Source organism: Antribacter sp. NEAU-D49 (genome assembly GCF_057158775.1).
Genome location: NZ_JBXTSN010000008.1, coordinates 1 through 26,998, shown reverse-complemented (window position 1 = coordinate 26,998; position 26,998 = coordinate 1). Strand labels below are relative to the sequence as shown.

23 protein-coding genes are annotated in these 26,998 nt (G+C 68.8%); 14 read left to right on the top strand and 9 right to left on the bottom strand.

Going from position 1 to position 26,998, the window contains the following annotated elements:
* The first annotated feature begins 138 nt into the window (after positions 1-138).
* From rpsF to rplI, 4 genes are all read left to right on the top strand, one after another.
* A complete protein-coding gene (gene rpsF / locus AC060K_RS08350) occupies positions 139-429 on the top strand; it encodes a 30S ribosomal protein S6 (protein WP_125772676.1) in 291 nt (96 codons plus the stop codon).
* Positions 430-541: 112 nt separating this feature from the next.
* Positions 542-1,102, top strand: a complete 561-nt coding sequence (locus AC060K_RS08345; RefSeq protein WP_483764969.1) for a single-stranded DNA-binding protein — start codon at positions 542-544, stop codon at positions 1,100-1,102.
* A gap of 92 nt (positions 1,103-1,194) precedes the next feature.
* Positions 1,195-1,431: a 30S ribosomal protein S18 gene (gene rpsR, locus AC060K_RS08340; protein WP_483764968.1), complete on the top strand. Its 237-nt coding sequence runs from the start codon at positions 1,195-1,197 to the stop codon at positions 1,429-1,431.
* 20 nt (positions 1,432-1,451) lie between these two features.
* A complete protein-coding gene (gene rplI / locus AC060K_RS08335) occupies positions 1,452-1,901 on the top strand; it encodes a 50S ribosomal protein L9 (protein WP_483764967.1) in 450 nt (149 codons plus the stop codon).
* A gap of 94 nt (positions 1,902-1,995) precedes the next feature.
* Here rplI and AC060K_RS08330 read toward each other — a convergent pair whose 3' ends face one another.
* Positions 1,996-2,436 carry an SRPBCC family protein gene (locus AC060K_RS08330; protein WP_483764966.1) on the bottom strand — a complete coding sequence of 147 codons (441 nt, stop codon included), beginning with the start codon at positions 2,434-2,436 and terminating at the stop codon, positions 1,996-1,998.
* 99 nt (positions 2,437-2,535) lie between these two features.
* Between AC060K_RS08330 and AC060K_RS08325 the strand changes: the two genes are divergently transcribed.
* Entirely contained in the window at positions 2,536-4,173 is a 1,638-nt protein-coding gene (locus AC060K_RS08325) for an early set domain-containing protein (protein WP_483764965.1), read from the top strand.
* 94 nt (positions 4,174-4,267) lie between these two features.
* Here AC060K_RS08325 and AC060K_RS08320 read toward each other — a convergent pair whose 3' ends face one another.
* Entirely contained in the window at positions 4,268-8,338 is a 4,071-nt protein-coding gene (locus AC060K_RS08320) for a S8 family serine peptidase (RefSeq protein WP_483764964.1), read from the bottom strand.
* 419 nt (positions 8,339-8,757) lie between these two features.
* Here AC060K_RS08320 and AC060K_RS08315 point away from each other — a divergent pair, with 419 nt between their 5' ends.
* Positions 8,758-9,609 carry a winged helix-turn-helix domain-containing protein gene (locus AC060K_RS08315; protein WP_483764963.1) on the top strand — a complete coding sequence of 284 codons (852 nt, stop codon included), beginning with the start codon at positions 8,758-8,760 and terminating at the stop codon, positions 9,607-9,609.
* On the opposite strand, the gene AC060K_RS08310 is transcribed toward AC060K_RS08315, so the two are convergent.
* On the bottom strand, positions 9,593-10,987 hold the full coding sequence (locus AC060K_RS08310; protein WP_483765095.1) for an MATE family efflux transporter: 1,395 nt from the start codon (positions 10,985-10,987) through the stop codon (positions 9,593-9,595). The two genes, AC060K_RS08315 and AC060K_RS08310, sit on opposite strands and share 17 nt — an antisense overlap.
* 331 nt (positions 10,988-11,318) lie before the next feature.
* On the opposite strand from AC060K_RS08310, the gene dnaB reads away from it, so the two are divergent.
* The gene (gene dnaB, locus AC060K_RS08305) at positions 11,319-13,910 is read left to right on the top strand and encodes a replicative DNA helicase (protein WP_483764962.1); all 2,592 of its coding nucleotides are present in this window, start codon (positions 11,319-11,321) and stop codon (positions 13,908-13,910) included.
* Between the two features lie 161 nt (positions 13,911-14,071).
* Here the strand turns inward: dnaB and AC060K_RS08300 are convergent, their stop codons facing one another.
* Together AC060K_RS08300 and AC060K_RS08295 are read right to left on the bottom strand one after the other, a co-directional pair.
* Positions 14,072-14,587 (bottom strand): hypothetical protein, encoded by a 516-nt coding sequence (locus AC060K_RS08300; protein WP_483764961.1) that lies wholly within the window; start codon positions 14,585-14,587, stop codon positions 14,072-14,074.
* Complete coding sequence (locus AC060K_RS08295; RefSeq protein ID WP_483764960.1) at positions 14,557-15,246, bottom strand: serine/threonine-protein kinase; 690 nt, start codon at positions 15,244-15,246, stop codon at positions 14,557-14,559. The genes AC060K_RS08300 and AC060K_RS08295 overlap by 31 nt, the downstream gene beginning before the upstream one ends.
* A gap of 207 nt (positions 15,247-15,453) precedes the next feature.
* Between AC060K_RS08295 and AC060K_RS08290 the strand changes: the two genes are divergently transcribed.
* From AC060K_RS08290 to AC060K_RS08275, 4 genes are read left to right on the top strand one after another with little or no spacing between them, the layout of a single operon-like run.
* Entirely contained in the window at positions 15,454-17,004 is a 1,551-nt protein-coding gene (locus AC060K_RS08290) for a DUF3375 domain-containing protein (RefSeq protein WP_483764959.1), read from the top strand.
* A complete protein-coding gene (locus AC060K_RS08285; RefSeq protein WP_483764958.1) occupies positions 17,004-17,864 on the top strand; it encodes a DUF4194 domain-containing protein in 861 nt (286 codons plus the stop codon). Before AC060K_RS08290 ends, AC060K_RS08285 begins: the two co-directional genes overlap by 1 nt.
* Positions 17,861-21,346, top strand: coding sequence for an ATP-binding protein (locus AC060K_RS08280; protein WP_483764957.1), 3,486 nt, complete (start codon positions 17,861-17,863; stop codon positions 21,344-21,346). The genes AC060K_RS08285 and AC060K_RS08280 overlap by 4 nt, the downstream gene beginning before the upstream one ends.
* Entirely contained in the window at positions 21,343-22,548 is a 1,206-nt protein-coding gene (locus AC060K_RS08275) for a Wadjet anti-phage system protein JetD domain-containing protein (RefSeq protein WP_483764956.1), read from the top strand. The genes AC060K_RS08280 and AC060K_RS08275 overlap by 4 nt, the downstream gene beginning before the upstream one ends.
* Positions 22,549-22,715: 167 nt before the next feature.
* Here AC060K_RS08275 and AC060K_RS08270 read toward each other — a convergent pair whose 3' ends face one another.
* Together AC060K_RS08270 and AC060K_RS08265 are read right to left on the bottom strand one after the other, a co-directional pair.
* A complete protein-coding gene (locus AC060K_RS08270) occupies positions 22,716-23,843 on the bottom strand; it encodes a HigA family addiction module antitoxin (protein ID WP_483764955.1) in 1,128 nt (375 codons plus the stop codon).
* Complete coding sequence (locus AC060K_RS08265; RefSeq protein WP_483764954.1) at positions 23,843-24,211, bottom strand: hypothetical protein; 369 nt, start codon at positions 24,209-24,211, stop codon at positions 23,843-23,845. Before AC060K_RS08265 ends, AC060K_RS08270 begins: the two co-directional genes overlap by 1 nt.
* Positions 24,212-24,316: 105 nt before the next feature.
* Here AC060K_RS08265 and AC060K_RS08260 point away from each other — a divergent pair, with 105 nt between their 5' ends.
* From AC060K_RS08260 to AC060K_RS08250, 3 genes are read left to right on the top strand one after another with little or no spacing between them, the layout of a single operon-like run.
* On the top strand, positions 24,317-24,598 hold the full coding sequence (locus AC060K_RS08260; RefSeq protein ID WP_483764953.1) for a multiubiquitin domain-containing protein: 282 nt from the start codon (positions 24,317-24,319) through the stop codon (positions 24,596-24,598).
* Positions 24,599-24,600: 2 nt separating this feature from the next.
* Entirely contained in the window at positions 24,601-25,743 is a 1,143-nt protein-coding gene (locus AC060K_RS08255; RefSeq protein WP_483764952.1) for a ThiF family adenylyltransferase, read from the top strand.
* On the top strand, positions 25,740-26,138 hold the full coding sequence (locus AC060K_RS08250; RefSeq protein WP_483764951.1) for a ubiquitination-like system serine protease family protein: 399 nt from the start codon (positions 25,740-25,742) through the stop codon (positions 26,136-26,138). The genes AC060K_RS08255 and AC060K_RS08250 overlap by 4 nt, the downstream gene beginning before the upstream one ends.
* An 88-nt stretch (positions 26,139-26,226) precedes the next feature.
* On the opposite strand, the gene AC060K_RS08245 is transcribed toward AC060K_RS08250, so the two are convergent.
* Positions 26,227-26,682, bottom strand: coding sequence for an IS5 family transposase (locus tag AC060K_RS08245; RefSeq protein WP_483765094.1), 456 nt, complete (start codon positions 26,680-26,682; stop codon positions 26,227-26,229).
* A gap of 14 nt (positions 26,683-26,696) precedes the next feature.
* The coding region (locus AC060K_RS08240) for a transposase (RefSeq protein ID WP_483764950.1) at positions 26,697-26,998 on the bottom strand (302 nt) is incomplete at its 5' end.

Genomic DNA, 26,998 nt, shown 5'->3' with positions numbered 1-26,998 from the left:
GAGTTGGTGGGTTAGCCGTTTGATCCGCGGTTTTAGGGGTGGGGGTGGGGGCCTTTCTGGGCACAGCGACGCACGCACGTAACCCTCCTGCCACGGAACGACCGTGGCCGCTGAGACCAGAGGAGGTGGGTTGTCAACATGCGTCAGTACGAACTGATGGTGATCCTTGACCCGGAGGTCGAGGAGCGCACCGTTGCCCCGTCGCTCGACAAGTACCTGTCGGTCATCACGACCGAGGGTGGCACCGTCGACAAGGTGGACATCTGGGGTCGTCGCCGCCTGGCGTTCGACATCGCGAAGAAGTCCGAGGGCATCTACGCCGTGGTCGACTTCACCGCCACCGCGGACACCGCGAAGGAGCTGGACCGTCAGCTCGGCCTCAACGAGGTCGTCCTGCGGACCAAGATCCTGCGCACCGGCGTCCGCTGAGCCGCGTGAGCTGAATCCGCGCCCCTGAGGCGCGCGTGTCGGTGGCTCGTGGTGGGATTCCCTCACAACCACGGACACAGCAAGCGTCGACGACGAGAATCGAGGAATTGGCATGGCTGGTGAGACCGTCATCACGGTGGTCGGGAACCTGACCGGAGACCCGGAGCTGCGCTTCACCCCTGCGGGTGCGGCGGTGGCCAACTTCACGGTGGCGTCGACGCCGCGCACCTTCGACCGCCAGAGCAACGAGTGGAAGGACGGGGAGACCCTGTTCATGCGCTGCTCGCTCTGGCGCGAGGCTGCCGAGAACGTCGCGGAGTCGCTGACCAAGGGCACGCGCGTCATCGTGCAGGGCCGTCTGGTGCAGCGCTCCTACGAGACCCGCGAGGGCGAGAAGCGCACTGTCGTCGAGCTGCAGGTGGACGAGATCGGTCCGTCCCTGCGCTATGCGTCGGCCAAGGTCACCCGGACCCAGCGTCAGGGTGGCGGCGGCTTCGGCGGAGGCGGCGGTGGCGGCAACTTCTCGGGCGGCGGCAACGCCGGCGGGAACGCCGGCGGCGGCTTCGGTGGAGGATTCAGCTCGTCCGGTGGCGGGCAGAGCAACGACGACCCGTGGGCCACGGCTGGCCCCGCGTCGTCAGGCGGGTCGTTCTCGGACGAACCGCCGTTCTGACCGGCACCTAACCCCAGATCAACATTTGAGTCCGCAGCCCGACGGCGCCCCGCGCCCCGGCGAGCGGACCGCCCTGAAGAAGGAGCAACACCATGGCAAAGCCTGTGGTGCGCAAGCCCAAGAAGAAGACCAACCCGCTCAAGTCCGCGAAGATCGCCTCGATCGACTACAAGGACACCGCACTGCTGCGCAAGTTCATCTCCGACCGCGGCAAGATCCGCGCCCGTCGCGTCACCGGCGTCTCCGTCCAGGAGCAGCGTCAGATCGCGAAGGCCGTGAAGAACGCCCGTGAGATGGCCCTGCTGCCGTACTCGTCGTCGGCTCGCTGACCAGGAAGGGATCGAGAATCATGGCAAAGCTGATCCTGACCCACGAGGTCACCGGTCTCGGTGAGCCCGGCGACGTGGTCGAGGTCAAGGACGGGTACGCCCGTAACTACCTCATTCCGCGCAGCCTGGCCACCCCGTGGTCCAAGGGCGCCGAGTCCCAGCAGACCGCGATCCGCAAGGCCCGCAAGGCCCGCGAGATCGCCACGCTGGACGAGGCCAAGGCCACTGCCGACGCGCTCGCCGCGAAGCCGGTGGTCGTGAAGGCGAAGGCCGGCGAGTCCGGCCGTCTGTTCGGCCAGGTGACGACCGGTGACATCGCCGGCGCTGTCGCCGAGGCCGGCGGCCCGTCCGTCGACAAGCGCAAGATCGAGATCGGTCAGTCCATCAAGACGACCGGCGACTACAAGGTGTCCATCCGCCTGCACCCCGAGGTGTCGGCGAAGATCGCGGTGAAGGTCGTCGCTCTCTGACCTCGGTCAGCTGAGCAGCGCCCGCGCGGTCGGGTAGCACCACGAGCGAAGGCCCGGCCCTGCAAAGGTCCGGGCCTTCGTCGCGCCCCGGCCCTCAGGACCGGTGCAGCGCCTCCGCGCGCTCCTTGATCCCGGCAGACATGCCGGCGAACCCCGTCCTCAGCTGCTCGCCCAGGCGCGACACCACCAGACCCCGCGCCCAGCCGCCCAGCTCGAAGTGCGACGTGTAGCGGGTGGCCCCGTCGCCATTCGTTGTGATCGTGTGGGACCGCGTGCTGTGCAGGGCACCGAGGGGCGCGGGCTTCATGCCGTAGCTCAGCTCACTGCCCGGTGTGTGAGTCCGGACCACCTCGACCTGCCGTCGCGGCTCACCGAGCTGGACGACCATCACGATGGGCTCGCCCGGGACGAGGGTGCTCGTGCACTCGGTGACGAAGGGGTTCCACTCCCCGTAGCGGGGCAGGTCCGTGACGACCTGCCACACCAGGCCGGCGGGAGCGTCGATCTCTACGACGTGGTCGATGACGAAGTTCATGAGAGCAACGTAGGGCACACCGGACAACACCGTCCGTTCGGCCCCGAACTGGGCATCCGCCGTGATCTGGACGCAACAGGACAGTTCTAGGGTGTGGCGATGCAGCGTACGAAGCCACGATCGTCCACGTCCCTCGCCGCGGTGTCACTGACGCTGCTGATCACGACCTCTGTCCTGGGGGCCGAGCCGGCGACGGCCACCTCCGCCCCCGAGGAGGCCGCGCCGTCGTCGCCGGTCGACGGGACCTCCGGGCTCGAGCCCGCGCCCGTCGTCGAGGTGGCGACCGGCTGGGAGCGTGACGAGCTGGAGGACGCCGTCCTCGTCGTCAAGGCGTACAACCTGACCGGGCAGCCGGTCGTCGTCGAGCTCGACACCCCGTACGGACCGTCCAAGGAGCCTGTGACGCTGCAGGCCGGCGAGGCGCAGGAGCTGCGCATCCTGACCGGCCGCCCGAGCGTCACCACGGGAACACTGACCGTCCTCGCCACCCCGGTCCTGTCCGGCACGCCCCGGGCCACCACCGTGGCGTACGACAGCTTCGTGGCGACGCTGCCACCCGGCGGCACGGCGACCGCGACGAGCCTGGTGTCGCCCACGGACTGGCTGGTCCACCTCGGCGCCGGCTACACCAACCCGGGCCCGCATCCCGTACGCGCCCGGCTGGTGACCGACTACGGCACCAGCGCGGAGGCCGACGTCGCCGTGGGCGCCACCGTGGCGTTCGACGTGCCCACCGGCCTCACCTCGGTACCGTCCGGCTCGGCCCAGGTGATCGCGACCAAGACGCGTGAGGGCGAGGACTTCACCTCCACGTTCCCGCTGGCGATGCCGGCGGCGGTGAACGCGCCGCCCGTGCTGCGGATCGCGGCCCCGGCGCTCTCGGCGCAGGTGGTGGGCAGGTTCACGGTGTCGGGCACGGTGTCCGACGACTACGGCCTCCACCGCCCCGAGGTGGCCGTGCGGCTCCGCCCGCGGCTGGCGGACGGGACGTGGGGCACCGCAGTCCAGACGGTGCGGGCCCCGGTGGTCGACGGCGCCTGGGCCGCCACCCTCGACGGTCTGGCTCTGCCCGCAGGCACGTACCGGGTGGTGGCCGTCGCGACCGACAACGCCGGGCAGCGCAGTACCAGCCGCGTGGACCTGACGCTGCTGGAGGCACCGAAGACCGCCCCGGCGGTCGCGAGGCTGTCGGACGACAGCTCGTACGACGGCATCCGGGGCGGCGCCTACGCCCTCACGGCGAACCTCTGGTGGGGCCAGAACGCGACGACGTTCCGGCTCTACGAGAACGGCGCGCTCGTCGCCACCCGCGACCTCGTCGACGTCTCGCCCGCCGCACAGTCGGTCACCGTCCCGCTGACGGGCCGGCCGAACGGCACGTACGTGTACACCTGCGAGCTCGAGAACGCGCGGGGCGTCACGCCCTGCGCCCCGCACACCGTCACCGTGACGGAGGCCGCGCCCGCACAGCCCCGGCTCTCCCACGACAACGGCGACAGGGACGGCGCGTACACCGTGAGCGCCGACCTCTGGTGGGGCACCAACGCCACGTCCTGGACGCTGTTCGAGGACGGCGTGGAGGTCGCCACGGGCGATCTTGTCGCCGCGACACCGGGCAGCCAGCACGTGGACGTCCCCCTCACCGGCCGGGCGCGCGGCGAGCACGTCTACACGGTGGTCTTCGCCAACGAGCTGGGCGCCACCCGCAGCAAGGAGCTCCGGGTCACGGTGCGCTGAGCCGGCCCGACGCGTGCGCTGAACCCGGCCACAGACCGGCGGCCCGGTCACCTCGCGAGGTGACCGGGCCGCGTGCGTCAGGTGTGCGTGACCGCTACGGGAGCGGGGACAGGTTGTAGTTGTAGACGGTCGTCTGACCGGCCACGATCTGGGCCCGTCCGGTCTTCGGGACGAAGCCCTCGGCCGACACGGTCACCTGGAGCGGCGCGTTCGACTTCTGCATCCAGTACGAGTACGTACCGTCCGCGTCCGTCAGCAGCGTCACGTCGTACGAGACCCCGTCCAGGTGGACGACGGCGCCGTCGAGCGGCGTCCCGTCACCGGAGACGGTGCCCGTGATCTTGCCCCACCCGGCCGGCGCCTTGACGGTCATCGTGGCGGTGACCGGGGCGACGGTGTACGGGGTGGTGTTGCCGACGCTGATGTTCGCCGTGTAGGTACCCGGCTGGTCGACGGCGGCGGTCATCGTGGCGATGGCGACGACGCTCTGGCCCGGGGCCAGCGTGAACGTCGGAGGCTGGATGTCCAGCCACTCGACGCCCGAGCCGCCACCGGCCTCGTCACCCGTCACGTTGATGACGTAGTGCACGCCGGGGAAGCCCTCGCCCTCGACCGGGGCCGGCTCCGCCATGCTGCACGTCTCGGACGCGATGTACGACGGCGCGGTCTCGCCGTCGTCGTTGGAGCCGATGTAGAACGAGCCACCCACCTCCTGGGCGATCTCGACCACGAGGGTGCCGCCGGCGGCGACGGTACCCGTGACCGGGACCTCCACCATCGTCAGCTCCTGCGCGGGCAGGTTGACCGTGGTGGTGCCGATCGGGGTGAGGTTCGCGTACACGAAGTCACCCGTCAGCGTGTAGAGGTTGACGTCGACGTCCTGCGCCTGACGGTTCATCTCCACGCCGAAGGACACGCTCGACACGTCGAACGCCCCGTCGATGCCGAAGTCGCTCAGCGTGAACGTCCGCAGGTGCTGGGTGGGACCGCTCGGGCATGCGACCGAGTTGACCGCGAGGATCTCCTGGGACGCGGAGTGCGTGATCGTCGTGGCGTTCGGGTCCACCGAGAGCTGCGGTGTCACCGAGGTCGCGGCGGCCGCGAGCCCCTTGCTCTCTGTGGAAGCCGTGGTGAACGCCGAACCACCGGCCGTGCCGGGGGTCTTCACGGCCGTGGCCGCCTTCTCCGCGCCCTGGATCACGCCGGTGGTGCCCGTCGCGCCCAGCATGCCGAAGTCGTCGCCACCCGCCGACAGGTTCACCTCGGCCGGCGCGGAGCCGGTGTTGGTGATCCGGATGTTGCGGGACACGGAGCCGCCCATGGCGAGGCTGGAGGTGATCGCCGTGGTGCTGACGGTCAGCTTGCCTGCCTTGAGCTGCGCGTTCGAGGTGAGGGCCGCGCCGTCCGTGACGTTGACCGTCTTGGTGACGGTCTCGAAGCCGTCCGCCTGGAAGACGAGCGTGTACCGGCCGATGACCAGGTCCGCGCTGTACGTGCCGTCGGCCCCGGCCGTGAGCACCTTGGCGGTGCCGTCGGCAGCGGTCACGGTGACCGTGGCCCCGGAGATCCCGGCCTTGGTGTTGTAGTCCTTGACGACGCCGGAGACCGTGCCCATGGGGGCGAGGTCGTACGTGAGCGACAGGCCGTCGGACAAGCCGGCGGTGTTGTACGAGAACTGGGACGCGATGGTGCCGTTCGCGTTCTCGATGCCCACGGTGGCCGAGCTGCCCTTGGCGGTGGCAGTCTCGGTGAGGTCGCCGTAGCCGTAGACGACCTTCCCGTCCTCGAACAGGGTGGCCGAGAAGTTCAGGCGGTCGGTCGACGGGCTGTACTTGCGGACGTTGCGCCACTCGAGCGTGAACGCCTGGACCCCGTCGATCGTGCTGGTCGCCGTGTAGACGCCCGACGACGAGTCGATGAGCAGGTCGTCCCAGAACGGGTAGAGCGCGGCGTTCGGGACCCCCGCGGCAGGGATCGCCACGTTGCTCAGCGACGTCGAGCTCGCCAGGAAGTTCAGGAAGCCGTTCGAGGACACGTACGCGGTGCTGTAGTCCGTGCCGTAGAACGGGAAGGCGAACGGCAGCGGCACCGAGGTGGCCACGTCGTCGCCGGTCAGGGTCAGCTTCGTGTCACCGGACACGTAGCCGCCGGTGCCGACGGCGCAGAAGTAGCCGCCGCCGTCGTACTTGAAGGAGATCTTGACCGGGACGGTCTCGTTCCCGTCCACGACGACCGTGGTGCTGGACGGCGCCGCGCACCCGCTGGCGGGCGTCGCGAGGGTGTAGGTGCCGGCGGGCACGTCGGCGAAGGAGAAGCCGCCGTTCGCGCCGGTCACGGCGCTCAGGCCACCGGGCGAGAGCGTCACGGTGGTGCCCGACACGGTCCCGCCGGTGAGGGCCTCCGACACGGTGCCGGAGACGGTGAAGCGGGGGGCCGCGGCGAGGTCGAAGTCGACCGTCGCCGTGCCGTCGGCCTCGACCGACGCCGAGACCGTCTCGGCCACGAACCCGAAGGCTGAGGCCGTCACGGAGTAGGTGCCGGACTCGACGCCGACGGAGAACGTGCCGTCAGCGGCGGTGGTGACCGTCCGGTCCGTCGCGCCGTCGAAGACGACCGACGCGCCGGCGACGGGGGCGCCGCCACCGGTCACGGTGCCGGAGAAGGTGCCGGCCGAGAGCGGCGCGAGCTCGAGGAGGCGGACCACGTCGAGCTTGCCCTCCCCGTACACGTTGTTGTTCCCGGCGGTACCACCGCAGGTGGTGTCGTCGGCGTCGACAGCCGACTCGGCGAGCAGGCGGCGCGTCTCGGTGACGTCACCGACGAGGGCCGGGGCGTAGCTCCACAGGAGGGCGACTGCTCCCGCCACGTGCGGCGCCGCCATCGACGTGCCCGACAGGTTGCCGTACTGCCCGTTGATGATCGACGAGCGCACGGACGCGCCCGGTGCCGCGATGTGCGGCTTGATCTGGCCGCCCTCGCCCTCGCCACGCGAGGAGAAGGACGCGATCGTGCCGCTCGACTGCAGCGCGCCCACCGAGTAGGACGAGATGTTCGCGCCGGGGGACGACGTCGTGTCGCACGTGGGTCCCTTGTTGCCCGCAGACCAGACGGCGAAGATGCCGGCCGCCTCCCAGGCCGCCGTGACGTCCATGTACCACTCGGGGTCGATGGAGCCCGCCGTCGACATGCCCCACGAGTTGTTCACCACGTGAGGACGCTTGGCCGGGTCAGGGTTGGCACCCGCGAGGTCGGTCGGCGCGGTGATCCACTGGCCGGCCTGGATCAGGTCGGCGTCGGAGCAGGTGTCGCAGCCGTTCGACTCGATCCACTCGGCGCCGGGAGCGACGCCGATCTGGTTGGAGCCGCCGTCGAACCCCAGCATGGTGCCCATCGTGTGGGTGCCGTGGCTGCTCGCCCCCGCGTAGTCGCAGGGGACGCCGCCGCAGCGACCGGAGGTGTCGAACCAGTTGTAGTCGTGCGTGAACGTACCGTCGCCGTCGTTGCCGCGGTACTGGTTCACGAGCGCAGGGTGGTCGTACTGGACACCGGAGTCGACGCTCGACACCACGATGCCCTCGCCCGTCACGCCCATCGCCCACGCCTCAGGGGCGCGGATGGCGTTGATCCCCCACTCCGGGGCGTCCAGGCCGATGGGGCCCGACGGCGCCGCCTCGACCGGCTCCGGGAGCTCCAGCGTCTGTGTCTCGTGGATCTGCTCGACCTCGGCGCTCCCGGCGAGCGCGGTGGCCAGCTCGAGCGAGCCGCCCTTCACGAGGATGCGGTTGCTGATCCAGAAGGCCTCGTACTCGGCCCCGGCCGCCTGGATGGCGGCGATGGTGCCTGCCTGCGAGGCCTCGGCCGTCTTGATCAGCGCGTCGTAGACGTACTGACCCCGGTCGGCCCAGCTGACGATCCCCTGCGCTCCCGTGAGGTCGGTGGTGTCCGCCATCTTGACCCAGAAGTCGGCGTTGCCGGCCTCGAGCTGGTCCTTGGCGGCTGTGGTGAACTTGTCCTCCGCGGCGACTGCCACGTCGGCTGTGGACACCGAGGTCGGTGACGGCGCGGCGAGCGCCGGTGCGACGCCGAGCGCTGAGGTCACGAGGAGCGACGCGAGCGCTGTGACAGCGACCGCCCCGCGCCTCGCCAGCATGGTGCGATGGTGCATGGAGCCTCCAGGTGCGAGCACACCCTCCGGTAGGCGGGCATGCATGCGACGACCCACGGTCGTGGGCCTCACCAACCGTCGCGTTAGTCGTCCGGAGCAACAAGGTTGGTCGCCGGTCAAGTTACGGACATTTACCGGTCAACTGGCAGACTCTTTGCGGTCACTTCACCGAGTAAGGCCACTTTCACGGCCCGGCCATACCGGACACAACCCCCATGCCGCAAGGTCTACGTCAAGAACTTCACCCCTAGTCTGCGCAAACCCGCCACCCAGGCAGGAATGCGCCAATTTCACCTCGTCACAGGCCGGTAACCAACAATTGACCTCGACGGTACGGTTTCGGGCAAGACTCTGTGCGGGACTCCGGATCCACGGGTCTCGAACACCCCGAAGGTCAGCGTCGTCAGGGAGGGTGGTCCATGACGCACGAGCCCGTGGCGGGTGCGGACGGCGGATACGTCGTCTGCGTCGGCCTGTCACTCAGCCAGGTCAGCGAGATCGCACGGCTTCTCCGGGGGCACGGCGTCGTGCTCGCCACCGCCGACACGGAGGGAGCCCGGGCGCTGCTCGGCCCGCCCGCACCGCGGGCGGACGGTGCCCCCGGCCCGCGTGCGGTCAGCGTGGTCCCGGCCGACCCCGTCCCCGCTCCGACCGGTCCCGGCATCGAACCACCCGTCACCGTCAGCACCCGGAGCGCGACCGGCGCGCGGTACCGCCGGCGGCAGCACGCGGCGGAGTCCGGGGCGGTCCCCGCGACGGCGACGCAGGCGATCCCCGTGGTCCGTGGTGCGGTGCCGGTGAGCGGCACCCCGGCCGCTCCACCTCGGCCCCAGCCGGAGGCCGTCCCGGCGCCCGGCACCGTCCGGCGCGTCGCGGCGATGCACCGGGGCACCCCGCGGCTCACCCTGCGCCCCCGGTTCTCACCGGGCACGGGCCGCGCCCCGGTGATGCACGACCTCGTCGAGCGTCCGGCGCCCCTCGTGCGTGGCCCGCTCACGCTGGACCCCGCCACGCGCGAGGTCACGGCGTACGGACGCCAGATCCACCTGTCGGTGCGGGAGTTCGACCTGCTCGCGGTCCTCGCGTCGCGGGTGGACCGGGTGTGGTCCTTCGCCGAGCTCACCGCCACCGTGTGGAACAGCGAGTACCTGGGCGACCCGGACCACGTGACGTCGGCCGTGAAGCGCCTGCGCAAGCGCCTCACCGCGGTACGGGACCTCGAGGTCGCATCGGTGCGCGGGGTGGGCTACCGGCTCATGGTCGCGTCCTGAGGGTGGGCCGGGGCTCAGGCCCCGTCACGAGCCAGGCCTCACCACGGGCGCGTAGTCCCGTGGTGACGGCCCGGGCCGCCATGAACACACCGGCGAACGCCGCCCACAGCCACGCGAGGCCGGGTCCGCCGTCGGGCGCCCATGCCCGGACGGCGAGCGCGAACGGGACGTAGACGGCGAGCGTGACCATGCCCGCCCAGGCGAGGTAGCGGCCGTCGCCGGCGCCGATGAGGACGCCGTCGAGGACGAACACCCAGCCCGCCATCGGCATGAGCAGGCCGCAGACAGCCAGCGCGAGGGCGCCGGCGACGCGCACCTCCGGGTCCGGCGAGAAGAGGGGGACGATCCACCAGCCCGCCGCCGCGAGGACCAGGCCGATCGCTGCTCCTGCCCCCACGCCCCACTGCAGGCACCGGCGGAGGACGCCCCGCACGTGGCCTACGTCCCCCGCGCCCAGCCCGTGCCCGACGAGGGCCTGAGCCGCGATGGCGAGCGCGTCCAGGGCGAACGCCGCGAGACCCCAGAGGGAGCTCACCACCTGGTGGCCGGCCAGCGACACGTCACCGAGGTCGGTGGCGACCACCACCGTGAGCAGGATCGCGAGCCGCAGGGAGAGGGTACGGACCAGGAGCGGTGCCCCCGCCGACATGCCGGCACCGATGCCTGGGAGGTGCGGCCGCAGGCTCACTCCGCGAGCACGCGCCCCGCGCACCACGACCGCCGCGAGCACGGCGCCCATCCCCAGCTGGGTCGCCGCCGTGCCCAGGCCCGATCCCGCGATCCCGAGGCCCGCCCCGTACACGAGCACGACGTTCAGGATCCCGTTGACGACCGCTCCCGCCGTCGCGACGACGAGCGGGGTCCGCGTGTCCTTCATGCCTCGCAGGACCCCCGTCGCCGCCAGGACGAGGAGCATCCCGGGCAGGCCGGGCGCGGACCACCGCAGGTACGTCACGGCATGCTGCCCGACGCTGCCACGGGCGCCGAGCGCTTCGACGGCGAGCGGGGCGGTGGTGGCCAGGGCGACGGCCAGCACCGCACCGAGGCCGAGGGCGAGCCACAGTCCGTCGATGCCGGACCGGAGCGCCTCGCGCTCCCTGCCTGCGCCGACGAGCCGGGCCACCTGGGCGGTGGTCGTGTAGGCGAGGAAGATGCACAGGCCGACGAGGGTGAGCAGCAGGTTGCTCGCCAGGGACAGCCCGGCAAGCTCGGGGGTGCCGAGGTGCCCGACGACGGCGCTGTCCACCAGGACGAAGAGCGGCTCGGCCACCAGAGCCCCGAGGGCGGGTACGGCGAGCGCGAGGATCTCGCGGTCGACGCGGCGCCGGGAGGTGGTGTCGGCAGCCCTCTGGGGGCGGGTGTGGCGGATGTCGCCCAACTTCTTTTTCTCCACAGGCTGAGGGAACTGTTACCGCAGGTCAGGCGGCATGTGTGGCGTTGTGCACAGGGGCTATCCCCAGTTGTGCACAGGGTTGTCCACCCTGTGTGCACAGCCCGGTGCCACCTTTCCACACTCCTGTGCACACCACTGTCCACAGGTCTCCTTGCGGTGGCTGAGGCGCAGCCGTACGGTCATCGGGCGCGCGTCGGGGAAACGCCTGAGGACGAGGTGCACGATCGTGTCGGTCACCCGGAGTAGAACTGGTGTGAGGGACACGGTGCCGGGCAGGCGGCCCGCGTCGGGCAGTGACGGTGAAGCGGAGGTGTGGATGTCGATCGAGGAGCTCGAGAGCTTTGCCCCGGCCAGGACGCCGGGCCTCGACCGGACCCCGCCGCAGGACATCGCGGCCGAGATGAGCGTGCTGGGCGGCATGCTGCTGTCCAAGGACGCGATCGCCGACGTCATCGAGCAGATCCGTGGCAACGACTTCTACCGCCCGGCCCACGAGGCCATCTACGACGCGATCATCGACCTGTACGGGCGCGGCGAGCCGGCCGACGCGATCACGGTCGTGGCCGAGCTCGCGCGCCGCGGCGAGCTGGCGCGCATCGGCGGGGCCCCGTACATCCACGACCTCATGGCGGGCGTGCCCACCGCGGCCAACGCCGGCTACTACGCGCGCATCGTGCGCGAGCGCGCCGTGCTGCGCCGGCTCGTCGAGGCGGGCACCCGCATCGTGCAGATGGGCTACGCCACCGACGGCGGCGAGGTGGACGACATCGTCAACAACGCCCAGGCCGAGGTGTACGCGGTCACGGAGCGGCGGGCGTCGGAGGACTACCTCCCGCTGTCCGAGATCATCGGGCCCACGTTCGACGAGATCGACGCAGCGCAGGGCCGCGGCGAGGGCATGACGGGCGTGCCGACCGGCTACTCCGACTTCGACCGCCTCACGAACGGCCTGCACCCCGGCCAGATGATCGTGGTGGCGGCCCGCCCGGCCGTCGGTAAGGCCCTCGCGCTCGACACCCCGTTGCCCACACCGACCGGCTGGACCACGATGGGCGAGGTTGCTGTGGGCGACTGGCTCCTCGGGGCGGACGGCACACCGACACAGGTCGTCGCCGCCACGGACGTCATGAACGACCGCCCCTGTTACGAGGTGGTGTTCGACGACGGGACGACGATCGTCGCCGACGCGCAGCACCAGTGGGTGACGAGCGACCGGGCGCAACGGCGCAAGACCCCCACGGGAGGTACGCCGGCGACGTCGGTGCGCACGACCGAAGAGCTCGCGTCCACGGTTCGTTGCGCGACCTCGGACCAACGGGCCAATCACTCAGTGTCCACAGCAAAGCCGCTCAATCTGCCCGAGGCGGACCTGCCGATCCACCCGTACGCGTTGGGCATCTGGTTGGGGGACGGCAGCTCACGCCGGGCGGAGTTCACTTCGGCCGACCCGGAGATCGCGGCGCGGATCGAGGAGCTCGGCTACGTCGCCCAAGCACGGGGCGCGGTCAAGGGTTCAGCGCGCACCTACCAACTCCTGCTGCCGGCTCCGGAGACGGTCGTCCGCGAGTGCGTTGTGTGCGGCATCGAGTTCACTCCGAAGATGAGTTGGATCCGCACCTGCGGGCGCTCCTGCGGCGGGCGAGCTCGACAGGTCTCAGCTCCGGCCAAGCAGCCGACCTGCCCTGACTGTGGGAAGCCCACCTGGGGATTCCGCCGCTGCCAGGCCTGCCACAACACCAACGGCACCATGGGGGGCCGACTGCGCCACTTGGGGGTCTTGGAGAACAAGCACATCCCGCCGATGTACCTTCGCGCGAGCGAAGACCAGCGACGGGCGCTGCTGGCTGGGCTGCTGGACAGCGACGGAACCGTCAACCCGCAGGGAAGCGTGCAGTTCACGGTGACGAACCGCCGTCTGGCGATCGACGCCCGCGAGCTGGTCCTGTCGCTCGGCTACCGGACGGGGTGGTCGGAGAGGCCCGTAAACGGACGGACCGAGTCGACGGCTACGGCGTTCACGATCACCTTCACGACGCAGGACGACGTGTTCTTGCTGGAGCGGAAGCGGCTAGTGCACAAGGAACGCCGTCGCCCACCCACGGCCAAGCTGACGTCGCGCTTCGTCGTCGATGTGCGGCCCATTGCCTCCGTGCCCGTGCGTTGCGTCGAGGTGGACAACCCAGCGCACCTGTACCTGGCAAGCCGGTCGATGGTGCCCACGCACAATTCCGTGCTCGGCATCAACGTGGCCAGCCACGCCGCTATCCACCACAACATGGCTTCCGTCATCTTCTCGCTTGAGATGAGCCGCAACGAGATCACCATGCGTATGCTCGCGGCCGAGGCGCGGGTGCCCCTGACCAGGATGCGCTCGGGAAAGATGGACGACGGCGACTGGCAGAAGCTCGCCGCCACCATGGGCAAGGTGTCGGACGCGCCGCTCTTCATCGACGACTCGCCGAACATGTCGCTCATGGAGATCCGGGCCAAGTGCCGCCGGCTCAAGCAGCGTCACGACCTCAAGCTCGTCGTGATCGACTACCTCCAGCTGATGTCGTCCGGCAAGCGCGTCGAGTCGCGACAGCAGGAGGTCTCGGAGTTCTCCCGTGCGCTGAAGCTCTTGGCGAAGGAGCTCGAGGTGCCGGTGATCGCGATCTCGCAGCTGAACCGTGGTCCTGAGCAGCGCACGGACAAGAAGCCGCAGATGAGCGACCTCCGAGAGTCCGGCTCGATCGAGCAGGACGCCGACGTCGTCATCCTTCTGCACCGCGAGGATGCGTACGAGAAGGAGTCCCCGCGCGCCGGCGAGGCCGACCTGATCGTGGCCAAGCACCGTAACGGCCCCACCGACGTCATCACGGTCGCCTTCCAGGGTCACTACCAGCGCTTCGTCGACATGCAGGTGTAGCCGGGCGCCCTTGTCGACGTGCAGCCTAGATTGCACAATCCTGCGCCTCTGTAGCATGACGATTTCTTTACCCGGAAGTCCTCACCTAACAGGATGGTGTCGGCGTGGTGGCGTGCAAGCGTGCGGGTTCTGGTGCTCGACGGGGTCTCGAGTTCGATCGGTCAGGACGCTTGTGCCGACTTACGGATCTCTCGGATGCCGTTGCGGAGGACCGGGTGCATGGTCCTGGCTGCGAAGTCGGTGATGGACCAGTCGACCGCAGTGGGTGGCACGTCCTGGAGTCCTTCGAGCGCGGCGAGGGCGTGTTCCGGGGCTCGGATCGACTGCAGGAGTGCGGTCAAAACGTCGCGGACATGCCATCGGTTGTGTGCTTCGCCAACACGGGCGAGCGCTCCGCCTCCTTCTCGCAGGACGTCGGTGTCCCCAGTGACAGCGACGATCATGCTGGTGGAATTGGCAAGTGTGTCGCAGAAGCTGAATTCGAAGCCTTGCGAGCGCATCCATGTGGTGACCTCGGCCCAGCCTCGGCGGAGCCCGGAGGGGTTGGTCGTCCACAGGTACTCGACGGTGTCGTGGGAGGCGCTAATGAGGGCGCGACCCGCAGAGTCGATCTCGGCGTCGATGTCGTCACTGAGGAGCCACTGGATCAGTTCGTCGGCGGCGACCTGGTCGAACACGGGGCCGGAGACGCGCGGGCGGAGCCTGGCCAGGCGGTCCGCGGGGTCTTCCCACGCGAGGAATAGCTGGCCAGGCCCTGGTCGGTCGCCCGCTGCACGGAGGTTGTGTCGGGGTAGCGGTTGTCACGCGGGCCAGTGGCTCTCTGGATGACAGGTCGCAGCGGCGACTCGGGCATCTGGTCAGCAGTATCCATGGGGTATTGACCTGTGAGCGCGTGTTGGAGGATCTTGCCGATGGCGAAGATGTCGTCTCGCGGGTCGGCGTACTTAGGCTGACGCCACTGCTCGGGGGATGCGTAGATCCGGGTACCCATGCCCTGGGCGAGCGTGGACGTCAAGGCGAGAGACCGGCGCTCGTCTTCACGAGCCAGCCCGAAGTCGCTGACCTGCCAGTTGCCCTCGGGACTGCGCAGGATATTGCCGGGCTTGAGGTCCCGGTGCAGGACGCCGCGCTCGTGCACGTGACCGACCCCGGCGCACAGTTGGCGCGCGAGGTCGGCGACCTTCGCCAGGTCGTTCGTCACCTGGTCGATCTCGTCGGCCAGGCTGCCGACGGCCAGCGGCATCGCGCACCAGATCTGGTCAGTGTCCGTGAAGTCGCCGTGGTCGATGATCTTGGCCACGTGGGGGTGGTCCAGTTCTTCTTCCATCAGGCGCATCGGCGGACGTGTCGTGCTCTTGGTGGGGAAGGTTGCGGTCCTGTCGACGACGGCCGAGGCCGGGTTGCGTGTCCACGCACGTGGGGGAGCCTGTCGGGTTCACCCGTGGGCGCAAGCGTCACTGTCAGTGCCTGCCGCTAGTTTCTAGATGGCTGCAGGTCGCTCTTCGCTGGCTTGCTTCACTACTAGGGATCGTCCGGAGGCCGCATGAGCGACGTTGTGGGCACGTACGCCCGTGTACGTTCCGCCTTCGATCAGCCCACCTTGACGTTGCTGCACAGGCCGCGTGCACACTTGACGGTGTCGCTGCTCATCACGTGCTTCGGCGGGCAAGATCAGGCCGTCCCGGTGTCGGTCCTGCATGTGCGGATCACGAACTTGCTCAACGACCTGCGCCTGGAAGGCATCGACGGTCTCCCGGACGTCGAGGGCCGTGCCCTGTGCCAGATGTGGGTCAAGGGCAAGTGGCTCAACCGACCCGCGGTCGAACCCGGTGAGGAGGAGGTCTACACACTGTCCTCCTACGCTCGGCGGGCGCTGGACCTGGTCGAGAGCCTCGGCAACGAGCGTGCGACACTGTCCGAGCACCGCATCGCAACAATCCTGAACACGGTGCGCCGGTTCAACGCTACGACGAACGTCTCCCGCACCGAGCGCATCCGGTTGGTCAACGAGCAGATCGCGAAGCTGGTCGAGGACCGCGACCGGCTCCTGGACGACACGGTTGCGATGCCCGCGCCGAGCACCGATTTCCTGCTGACGGGTTACGGCGAGGTGCTCGACCTCATCTCGGGCCTGCCGTCGGACTTCAAGCGGGTCGAGGAGTCGTTCGAGGCGATCCGACGCCAGGTCCTGGAGGAGTTCCGCACGCACGAGGGACCGGTCGGTGACACTGTCGGGCGCTACCTCGAACGAGCCCGGGACCTCATGGCCACTACACCCGAGGGGCAGGCGTTCGCCGGTGCACTGCAGCTGCTGCGCGACGACGAGGTGCGTGACCAGCTACAGAAGGACCTGACCGCGCTGGTGGACAACGAGTACGGGCGCGACATCCTCAATGACACTGACCGGACCCAGCTGCGCTCCATCGTCCAGCTCATCCATCGCGGCATGAACGCGGTGCTGCGTCAGCGGGCCGCAACCACCCGTGCCCTGAAGAACTACCTGTCGACCCACGACGTCGCCCGTGACCGCGAGCTCGACGAGACTTTGCGCGCTTTGGACCACGAGTTCTCCCGGTGGCTGACCCGCACCGGCCCCCGCACCCGGGTGCCGTTCGACATGCTTCCTCAGCGCCCAGAGCTGGACTCCCTGCCCCGCCGGTTCTACGACCCGCAGCGCAACGCTCCGCCGCCACCGATCGACCTGGACGGGCCCGAGGACGAGACGGAAGAGACCAGTGTTCGAGACATCCTTGCCTTCGGTGGGCCGTCCCTCGCCGACCTGCGCCGGATCCTGGCCGGCGCACTCGCTCAGGCCGACCCGAACGACCCGGCAACGCTTGCGGGAATCTTCAACGATCTTGAGCCCGACCGGCGTCGACCGGTGGAGATCCTCGGTCTGCTGCACCTTGCCGCAGGCGGCCACCTGACGACCGGGGTCGAGGACGCGACGCCCGCATCGGACAGAGAAGTCGACTCCTACTACGCGGTGCGCCCCGATGGCAGCACCCGGACCTTCTACACCGCGCGCATCCCGGTCATCGGACCACCGGAACCGCGGCCCGACGAGGCCGGCACGCCCGGCGGAGGACAGTGATGGAACAACACTTCCCGCTCCGCAGCACTCCGACTTGGCCGATCAGCAACGACACCGCACGGGACGTGGACTCCCCGGCAGCCGACGCCGATGAGGACGACTGGGACGGCTACCGCGACCCGGAGATCAGCCCGTCCACGTCCCTATCGGAGTTCGAGGGGGACAACGGCGGCCTGGACCCCGCCGGCCGGCGGGCGCTGGTCGTGCTGATGAAGAACCGGTTCATCACCTCGGCGTCCCACCCGCAGGAGTACAGGGCGCTGGTCGCCAACCAGGTCGGGATCGGACGCCGCCTGAACGACATGTACCTCACGTTGCACCTGGACACCGAACGCGAGGTCGCGTTCAAGCGACAGGTCCCCAGCCCCACCCCAGGCAAGTTCCCCACACTGCTGCACGCGACCGAATGGAACCGGGAGGAGACGATCCTCCTGGCGCACCTGCGCGCCCTGGCACGGGCCGAGGTCAACGCCGGCCGGACCAGGGCGTTCGTCGACCGCGCAGACTTGCTCGAGCACGTCGCCAGCCTGCGCCCCCCAGACACCACCGACCAGCTGCGGGACGCCCAGCGCACCAACCGGGCGATCGAGTCCCTGGTCTCGACCGGGCTGCTCATCGGCCGCAAGGACGCGGACCGGTTCGAGATCGCGGTGCGCGCCCTGGAGGCTCTGCTCGACCTGGCCACCCTCAAGTCACTCCTGGCGTGGATCCGGTCCGATACCGAGCCCGAGCAGGTCATGGACGACTACGTCGAGGCGGCTCGCGCCGGGCACTACACCCGAGAGACGGACCCCGATCCCGGGTCTGGGCCTGCTAGCGAAACAATCCAGCCCGCCACGACCTCGCGGGAGCAGGTGTGAGCACCGCTAATGAGGACCACGACCCCTACCTACCCGGTATCGAGGCGGACCTGAGCCCTGGCGACGGGCTGTTCAGCATCCCGGGCGCATCACCCGGCACCACCCAGTGGAAGGCGTATCGGCTCCAGCTGGTCAACTGGGGCGGGTTCCACGGCTACCGGCAGGTCACGTTCCAGCCCGGCACCACACTCCTGACCGGGGCGTCCGGCTCGGGCAAGTCGACGCTCCTGGACGCGTACACCGCGCTGATGATGCCGTCCGACACCGCGTTCAACGGCGCGTCGAACACCGGCGTCGGGCGTGCACGGGGTGCCGAGCAACGTTCCCTCATCTCCTACCTGCGCGGGCAGACCGACATCACCACAGACGCCGATGGCGAGGAGCACGCCCAGGTCATGCGCGGCGACGGCACCGCGACGTGGGGCGGGGTCGCGATGGTTTTCCTCAACGACAACGGCAAGCAGTTCACCGCAGCTCGCATCTACCAGGTTCCCGCGCACGCCCGCCTCGGCGGCGAGGTCAACGCCCGCATGCTGACCCTCGACGGCGACCTCGACTTGCGCGTGTTCGACGAGATCCGCAGCGCGGGCCTTGACGCCCGCCGAATGCGCGACCTCGTGCCCGGCCTCACTGTGCTCGACACCTACACCGCCTTCGCCGCTCGCCTATTCGACAAGCTCGGGATCGGAGCAAACGGCAACGGGGCCGAGGCGCTGCGCCTGCTGGCCGATGTTCAGGCAGGGCACCAGTTCCGCACCGTGGACGAGCTGTACAAGAAACTGGTCCTGGAGAAGCCCGACACCTACGCCAAGGCCGACCACGCGCTCGCCCACTTCGCCGACCTGGAAGCCAACTACCGCAGGGCCAAGAACGCCGAGGACCAGGCCGCACTGCTGCGCCCGGCCGCGACAGCCTGGCAGCGACTGCAGACCGCCCGCGACCAACTGGCCGAGCTCGACACGTACGGCCTTGACTCCACCGGCCCGTCCCTGCTGACCCTGTGGAGCCTCGAGCGGGAGAACGACCTCCTGGAGGCTGCTGGCGTGCAGGCGAAGGAGGACCTTGACCAGGCCAAAGAGGCGGCCGCACACGCGGCCACCGTCAAGACCTCCCTCGAGTCCCAACTGGCCGACCTCGAGGACCGGCACAGGGCGGCCGGCGGCGGACAGATCCAGACCATCGAGGCGTCCTTGTCCACATTGACCGCCCAACGTGACGTCCGCGCCGGCGAGCTGGACAGGCTGCGCACGCGGGTCACCGCCGTCCTGCCCGATGGTCAGAACCTGGCCGACCGAGACACGTTCACGGGCCTGCTGGAAGCCGGCCGTACGTTCCAGGGGACCTACAAGGCCCGACGGTCGGAGCTCGACGCCGTCGTGCTGCGGGTGCAGCGCACACAGTGGCAGCTGCGCGACCAGCTGGAGACCGCGCAGAAAGAACTCGTCGAGCGCCGTGGATCGGGCACACGCATGGACCTGCACCTGGCCCGTCTGCGTGACCAGGTTTGCGCGCACACCGGGCTACCCGTCCGCGATGCCCCGTTCCTCGCCGAGCTCGTCGCCGTCGCGCAGGACGAGAGGGAGTGGACGACCGCCGTCGAGGTCGTGCTGTCCACCGCTGCCCGCACGATGCTCGTGCCCGCCGACCGGTACGAGGACTTCTCCCGCGCGATCAACGAGCTCGACCTGCGCGGGCGAATCACGTTCGACAAGGCCGAACGGAACCAGGACCTCCCTGAACCGCTCGACCCGCAGACCGTGGGCGGTAAGCTCGACTTCAAGACCAGCCCCTACGAAGGGTGGGTCGCCCGGTACGTCTCCGCCCACGGCGGGCGCACCCTGTGCGTGCGCACCCCGGCCGAGCTCTCCGGCCCCGGGTCCCGGGTCACCCTGCGAGGCCAGACCCGCAACGGCACCCGTGGTGCGCACGGACGCCGGTACGACCAGAACATCCTCGGGTTCTCCAACGAGGACCTGATCGCCGAGTGCGAACGCACGGTCGCCCGGCTCACCCACGAGCTAGGCACCCTCGACGACCCCGCGCGGCAGGCCGGCGACAGGCTCAGCATGCTTAACGCTCAGCGAGACGCCTACATGGTGCTGTCTGGCGCCACCTTCGAGCAGATCGACGTCGCCAGCCTGGACGACCAAGTCGCCCGGTTGCACGAGGAGCTCGCGGCGCTGCTGGACTCGAGCGGCGAACTCGCCACGCTCACGGCCCGCATCGCCGAGACGAAGGCGGACCTCGAGGACGCCCGCAAGGCTGCCTACCAGAGCGAGCAAGACGCCCAGAATGCAGACGAGACGTGGCTTGCCCTGGCAGAACGCAAGGACGACGTCGTTAGCGACCTCGATGCCATCGCGCGACAAGAGAACCTGGCGCTCACCGACGCGCAGCGCACCGCACTGCACGCACACTTCCGTGACGCAGTCGGTGAGGACGACCCCGATGACCTCGACCGCTGGGACGTGCACCGGGCCGCGCTGCGCCGGCTGCTGCTCCAGCAGGGCGCCAGCGCCCGCACCGAGGTGCAGCGGTCCACCGACGAGATCGAAGGCATCTTCGAGCGGTACCTCAATCAGTACCCGGACGGAGCCCTGTCCCCGTCCCTGGCCTCCTACCCGGACTTCGCGCGCAAGCTGCAAGACCTGTCGTCCGCCAAGCTCGCAGAGCTCAAGGAGACCTTCCGCGCGAACATGGTCGAGTGGTCTGCTGACGACCTGCTCCAGCTGCAGACCGCGGTCAGTGACGCCCGGCGCGAGATCAGCGCACGGCTCGACCCGATCAACGCGATCCTGGCCACCCTTCCGTTCAGCGCCACAAACGACCGGCTCAAGATGCGGCTGCGCGTGCTGCGCCGTGACCGGCTGGAGAAGTTCACCAGGGAGCTTCGCGACCTCGCCCGCACCGCGACCGCGAACCTCAACGACGACCAGCTCGAGGCCCGCTACCTGCAAGCCTCAAGGTTCCTCGCCCAGCTGCGCAGCCCGAAGGACCCGCAGTACGACCCGAAGATCTCCGCGCGCGACGAGTTGCTCGACGTACGCCGGCACCTGGAGATCCTTGCCGACCGGTATCGCATCAGCCCCGACGCGCCAGTCGGGCAGCGCGAGCAGGTCCTGGCCTCCTACACCTCGCTCGGGTCCAAGTCCGGCGGAGAGACTCAGGAGCTGATCGCGTTCATCGTCGGCGCCGCGCTGCGCTACCGGCTCGGTGACCAGGACAAGGCAAGGCCCCGGTTCGCGCCCGTGTTCCTCGACGAGGGGTTCATCAAGGCCGACGCCGAGTTCGCCTCCCGCGCCGTGCAGGCCTGGACCAACCTCGGATTCCAGCTCATCGTCGGCGCGCCGTTCGACAAGTGCGCCGGCCTGGAACCGCACATGGACGCCGTCCTGCTCGTGACCAAGAACCTGACCACCGGACGCTCCGCCGTCCAGGAGATCGGCGCAGAGACCCGCCAGCAGATGCGGATGACCGCGTGAGCAGCCCCAAGACCCGGAAGGATGTCTTGGATGCGCTCGAGCGCAAGCTCCAGCGCGCGTGGGCGCCCGCTGCTGCCGGCGCCACGTACTCCTGGGAGCCGTCCGTGTCGCTCGGCGCGCCCACGGGTGCCGAGCTTGAGGCGCAGTTCTCCCGACTTGTGCCGTGGGTGCACCAGTGGCGGGCATGGGCGACGGAGAAGGAACTGCCGCTGGCCGAACGATCCCGCCGCGTCACGGGCACGGCCCAGTCGATCCCCGTTGCCGTGCTCGTCCCGGACCCGTGGACCGCGGCGAACGTCCTAGGCGGAGCATGGCCGGCGCGCCTGGAGCGCGCGCGGGCACGCGCACAGGTGCTCGCCGACCAGTTCGTCACGATGGCCGAGCCGGACCCGCGCACACGCGTCGTGCGCGCCGTGGCCGACTGGACCGAGCTCGACTTCCACCTGCTGATCGACGCCGGCCGCTTCTTCCGCGACGACGGCGCCCGCGGGCGAACCCCGCGACAGATCCCGATCGCCGGCATGCACGCCAAGTGGCTCAACACCTCCCAGCACCTGGTGAGCGCGCTTGCCGGCCTGGACGACCTGGAACTCGCACCGACGCACCCGTCCCGGGTCCACTTCACCTACCTCGACCCGCACCACCTGCGCACAGGAGGCCGTCGTCACGACTGTCACACGGCGGGAGACACCGAGGAGCTCGCCTACCCGCCGCAGATCGTGCTCATCTGCGAGAACAAGGACACGGTCGTCGCGTTCCCGGACGTTCCGGGAGGCATCGCCATCGAAGGAAACGGGGCCGGACCCGGAGCGATCGCATCCCTGTCATGGGTGCATCGCGCGCCCGTGGTGCTGTACTGGGGCGACATGGACGCGGACGGCCTGGAGATCCTGTCTCAGTTCCGTACCGCCGGCATCATCCACCGCTCCCTGTTGATGAATGTCGACGCATACACGACCTGGTCACGCTGGGGCACCTGGCACGACCGGCACGGGAAGCTCCTTACCGTCCGACCGCCACGCGTCAACCTGGCTCTCGAAACTGACGAGAGAAAGCTGTACGAGTTGCTCTGCGACGCCGAGCACACAGGGCCGCGCAGGGTCGAACAGGAACGGATCCCGCTCGACATCGCCCTCCAACACCTGCACGAAGCAGCTGAGGGCGTCGTACGGCCGGACCCTGCCGACGACAGGTCCACGTAGAGCGGCGTTCGCGCGAAGCTCGCGGCCGCTCACCGGCACTCGTCGTGGCGTGTGGCACCAGTTCGGGCAAGCGCTTCGGGGAGCGTGAGGAAGCAGAGGTCACAGACGAACTCCTCATCTGGGAAGTTCCACCGTTTACGGTACCGACCCGTCTGACGCACCTTAGGTCAATGGAGGACTGCAGTCAGGTCCGCTCGGGTTCGTAACTTCCCGAACTTCCTCCAGTCGTCAGTTGTGTGACCATACTGACCAGCGATTACACCCGATGAGACTCCAGCGCGCTGTGCGAGCGAATGCAGCTGGGCATCAGTGCTGAGGTGCTTGAGTTCGTGGCGGAGACCATCGTCGAGGATGAGTTCGCTAGCAAATGTGTTCGCGGCCGTCTCTTGCTGGTCCTCATCGTCGCGCACGGCGCCACCGTCGACGTCGAGGTATGTCGCACGCTTCGGATGCAGGAGGACGTGACCGATCTCGTGAAGCAGCGTAAACCAGAAGACGTCCAGGTACTTGTAGCGCCCCGATAGTGCGATCACCGGATGGCCAGATGTGAGCCACCTGGACGCACCGGTGATGCGCGTGTCGGCGATCTCAGGAACGAAGACCAGAAGAACACCCGCCTTCTTGAGGAGACCCTGGGCGCTCCTGAAGCCCGTCTGGATCGGCTCGCGCGTGAGCGGCAGCAGCATGCGTGCGACAGATCGAAGCCTGTTGGCGTCAAACGGAGGGCACTCCGATCGGGACTCTTCGGCCTCAACTTCAGCAAGCCGGAGCCAGAGCGCGGTCGCGTAGGAGTCGATGGTGAACTTCTGGCTCCTCTTGTAGTTCGCCTGCGGTGCGAGCCAGACCTTCTCGAAGGCCGTCACGTCGGCGACCTGGAAGAACCTCAGGAGCGCATCTGCCCGCGCGGAGACCTCAGATCCTGAGTCAATGATATTCCGCTCTCGCAGCACGTCGGCTGGGAATCGGCGCAGCCACGATGCGAGTCCGGCGAATGAGGCCGCCGAGTTCTCACGTGCTCTGTGAGCCTGCCATGTCGCCTCGAGCGCGAGCCAATGATCCGCGGTGACGCCGAGCACTCGCTCCAAGGCGATCGCGACTTCGGGGGACAGCGGAACATGCGCCTTGATCACCTGATTGAGGTGCTTCGCGCTGATGCTCGCTCGGGCCGCCACGTCGGCCTGAGTGAACCGCAGGTCCTCCAGCGTCTCTTGGATCATGGTGCCTGGAGCCACCGCCCAGTCAGGTTCAAAATCGCGTGGGATGTACCGCATCGTGCTGGTGTGGGGTGTGGACATCAGATTGCCTCTCGAAGGCTGCCGGATCCCTCTGTCATGAGGTCGGTGATGAGCAGTGCCGTCGTAGTGCTCGCATGTTGCAGGAGTTGGTCCGCCTCGGTCATGCCAAGGACTTCGCCGGTGCGTGTCAGCGCCATCCCGTGCATCTGCGCCTCACGCATCTGGACGCTCAGGGACGCCTCCGCGCGGTGACTGCCCAGTGCGACCCTGACGGACGGGTGCCTCAGTAGTGCGGCGAGATCCCGACAGTGCTTGACGGTCCACAGGAGGCGCTTGATCGCGTCAGCCGACTGCGGCCAGCGGAGCTCAAGGGCGTCGCTGGATGCGCACGTCTGCTCGAGCGCGGAGTCGCGCCACGCCAGTTGCACCTTTACCTCCCAGGTAAAGCCGTCGTGGTGTATGGTCGTTTACCAGACAGGTAAAGCCTACCGCGTCGCGGCGTGGCTCCCTGTGCGACACACAGGAGGTACCCAATGGCTTCCCCCGATGCGCTGACCGAGCAGGCAGCGAACGGCCCCAAGACGATCGAGATCTTCATCAACGCGCGCCCACACCTCATCGCCGACAAGGACGTGTCGTTCGAGCAGGTCGTCGGGCTCGCCTTCCCTGGCCAGAACCCGGACGCCAATACCGAGTACATCGTCACGTACACCCGCGCCCAGCACGGGAACGAGTCGGGCTCTCTGGCCCCAGGCCAGAGCGTTCGTGTCAAGAAGGGCACGAGCTTCGGCGTCCAGATCACGACGCGGTCCTGATCATGGACGACCTCACGCGCCTCCTCAACGAGGGCTACGACGTCGAACTGCGTGACGGCCACCTGGTCGTCTACAACGTCCCCTACGTCACCGCCGACAAGACCGTCGCCCGAGGGAAGCTCGTCATGCCGGCCACGATGGCCGGCGACGTCCTGACGACGCCGCCGGACCACACGACCCACTTCGCGGGCTCTGAGCCCTGCGACAACGAGGGAAGGCCGCTGTCGAAGGTGATCAACGGTGCGCAGGTCAGCGAGTTCCTTCCTGGCTTCCGAACCAACATCTACTTCTCCGCCAAACCTCCCGAGGGCAACTACCGCAGCTACTACGACAAGGTCACCATCTACGTCGACCTGCTCTCAAGGTGGGCCCGACGCATCGACACCCACGCCACCGCGCGCACCTATCCGGTCTACGAGGTCCCCGAAGACGACGACTACCCGTTCGCCTACCGCGACTCGGCCTCCAGCCGGGCCGGCACCACCGCACTCAACTCCGTCTTTCGCGGCATGCGGATCGCGATCGTCGGCCTCGGCGGCACGGGTTCGCACATCCTGGACCTAGTCGCCAAGACGCCGGTCACCGAAATCCACCTCTACGACGGCGACGTCTTCATCAACCACAACGCCTTCCGTGCACCAGGCGCCGCTGACATCTCGGACCTGCGAGCCCAGCCGAACAAGGCCGAGCACTGGGCGGCGCAGTACTCGCGCATAAAGCGCGGGATCATCGCTCACCCCACCTACTTCGAGGTCGACGCCGCCGCGGAAGTGTCTGGGTTCGACTTCGTGTTCCTCGCGCTCGACGACGACTCCGACCGCAAGGGCCTCATAGCCGCCCTCGAGGACGCGGACGTGTCTTTCATCGACGTGGGCATGGGTGTGACTGACACCGGGTCCGGACTGACCGGCATGCTGCGCGTCTCGACCAGCACCCCAGGCCGGCGCGTGCCGATCCCGACCGGCGGCACTGAACCCGACGAGTACGCGCGCAACATCCAGATCGGTGATCTCAATGCCCTGAACGCAGCACTCGCGGTGCTCCAGTGGAAGCGCCACCTCGGCTTCTACGCGGACATGGCATCTGACATGCAGGCCTTCGCCTACCCCGTGAGCGACAACACGATCAACAGGCTGATCGCATGAGGCGCCACCACGAGATGGACCACCGGTTCGTCGAACTGCTGCCGACCGAACTCGACCCGGGTGTGCTCTACATCAGCGGTACCCACAACATCGTCGCCCACCTGTGTTGTTGCGGATGTGCCAGCGAGGTCGTCACTCCGCTCGGCCCGGCCGGGTGGACCCTCCGGTACGACGGACGAGTCAGCCTCTCACCGTCGATCGGCAACGGGGCCTACGACTGCAAGTCCCACTACGTCATCCAGTCGTCTCGTGTGCGGTGGTTGTCGAACATGACCCCCGAGCAGCACGTCCGTGCTCAGGCTCGGGACCAGGCGGCAGCGCTCCACCTCAACCTGTCCTGGCTGGCCCGTGCCAAGCGAACGCTCGCAGACCTCTTCCGCCGTACGCGGTCCTGATTGCACGCCCGTTAGCCCCGGTGTCGCCTCGACAGCGAAAGATCTGAGAGATGCGCTATGTACATGCGAGGTGTCCGGTCCACCACCACTAGGGCGTGTCCTGTGAATCGCGGAGCCAGAGGATGATGGCTGCGATCGTGAGTTCGGACCGGTAGTAGGCGGCTCGTTTGGTGTATCGGGTGGCCAGGGCGCGGAACTGCTTGAGGCGGTTGAAGCACCGCTCGACGACGTTGCGGCCCTTGTAGGTCTGCGGGTCGAACGCGGGCGGTCGCCCGCCGGCTCTGCCGCGGCGGAGCCGGTGGGCGGCGTGGTCCTTCTTCTCGGGGCTGGTGAACGCGATCCCGCGCCGGCGCAGCGCGCGGCGGGTCGCGGGGCTGGAGTACGCCTTGTCGGCCAGGACCCGGTCGGGCCTCTTGCGGGGCCGTCCGGGTCCGTCGCGTTTCACGCTGACCTGGTCCAGCAGGGGCAACAGCTGCGGGTTGTCCCCAGCCTGCCCCGGCGTCAGGATCACGCTCATCGGCAGGCCGCGGGCGTCGGTCGCCAGGTGGATCTTGGACGTCAGTCCGCCCCTCGACCGGCCGAGCGCCTCATCAGCGACCGCGAGGTCTTCGACCCAGCCGGCCTTGCAGCCCCCTTTTTCCGGGCACCGGCAGCGTGCTGGTGGGCCCGGACGTTGGTCGAGTCGATCGAGAAGGTCCACTCGACCTTCCCGACCGCGTCGTCCTTGACCTGCACGTGGTCCAGGATCCGTTCCCAGGTCCCGTCCGCGGTCCACCGACGCAGCCGCTCGTGCAGCGTCTTCCACGGCCCGTACTTCGCAGGCACGTCCCGCCACGGCGTCCCGGCCCGCAGCCGCCACA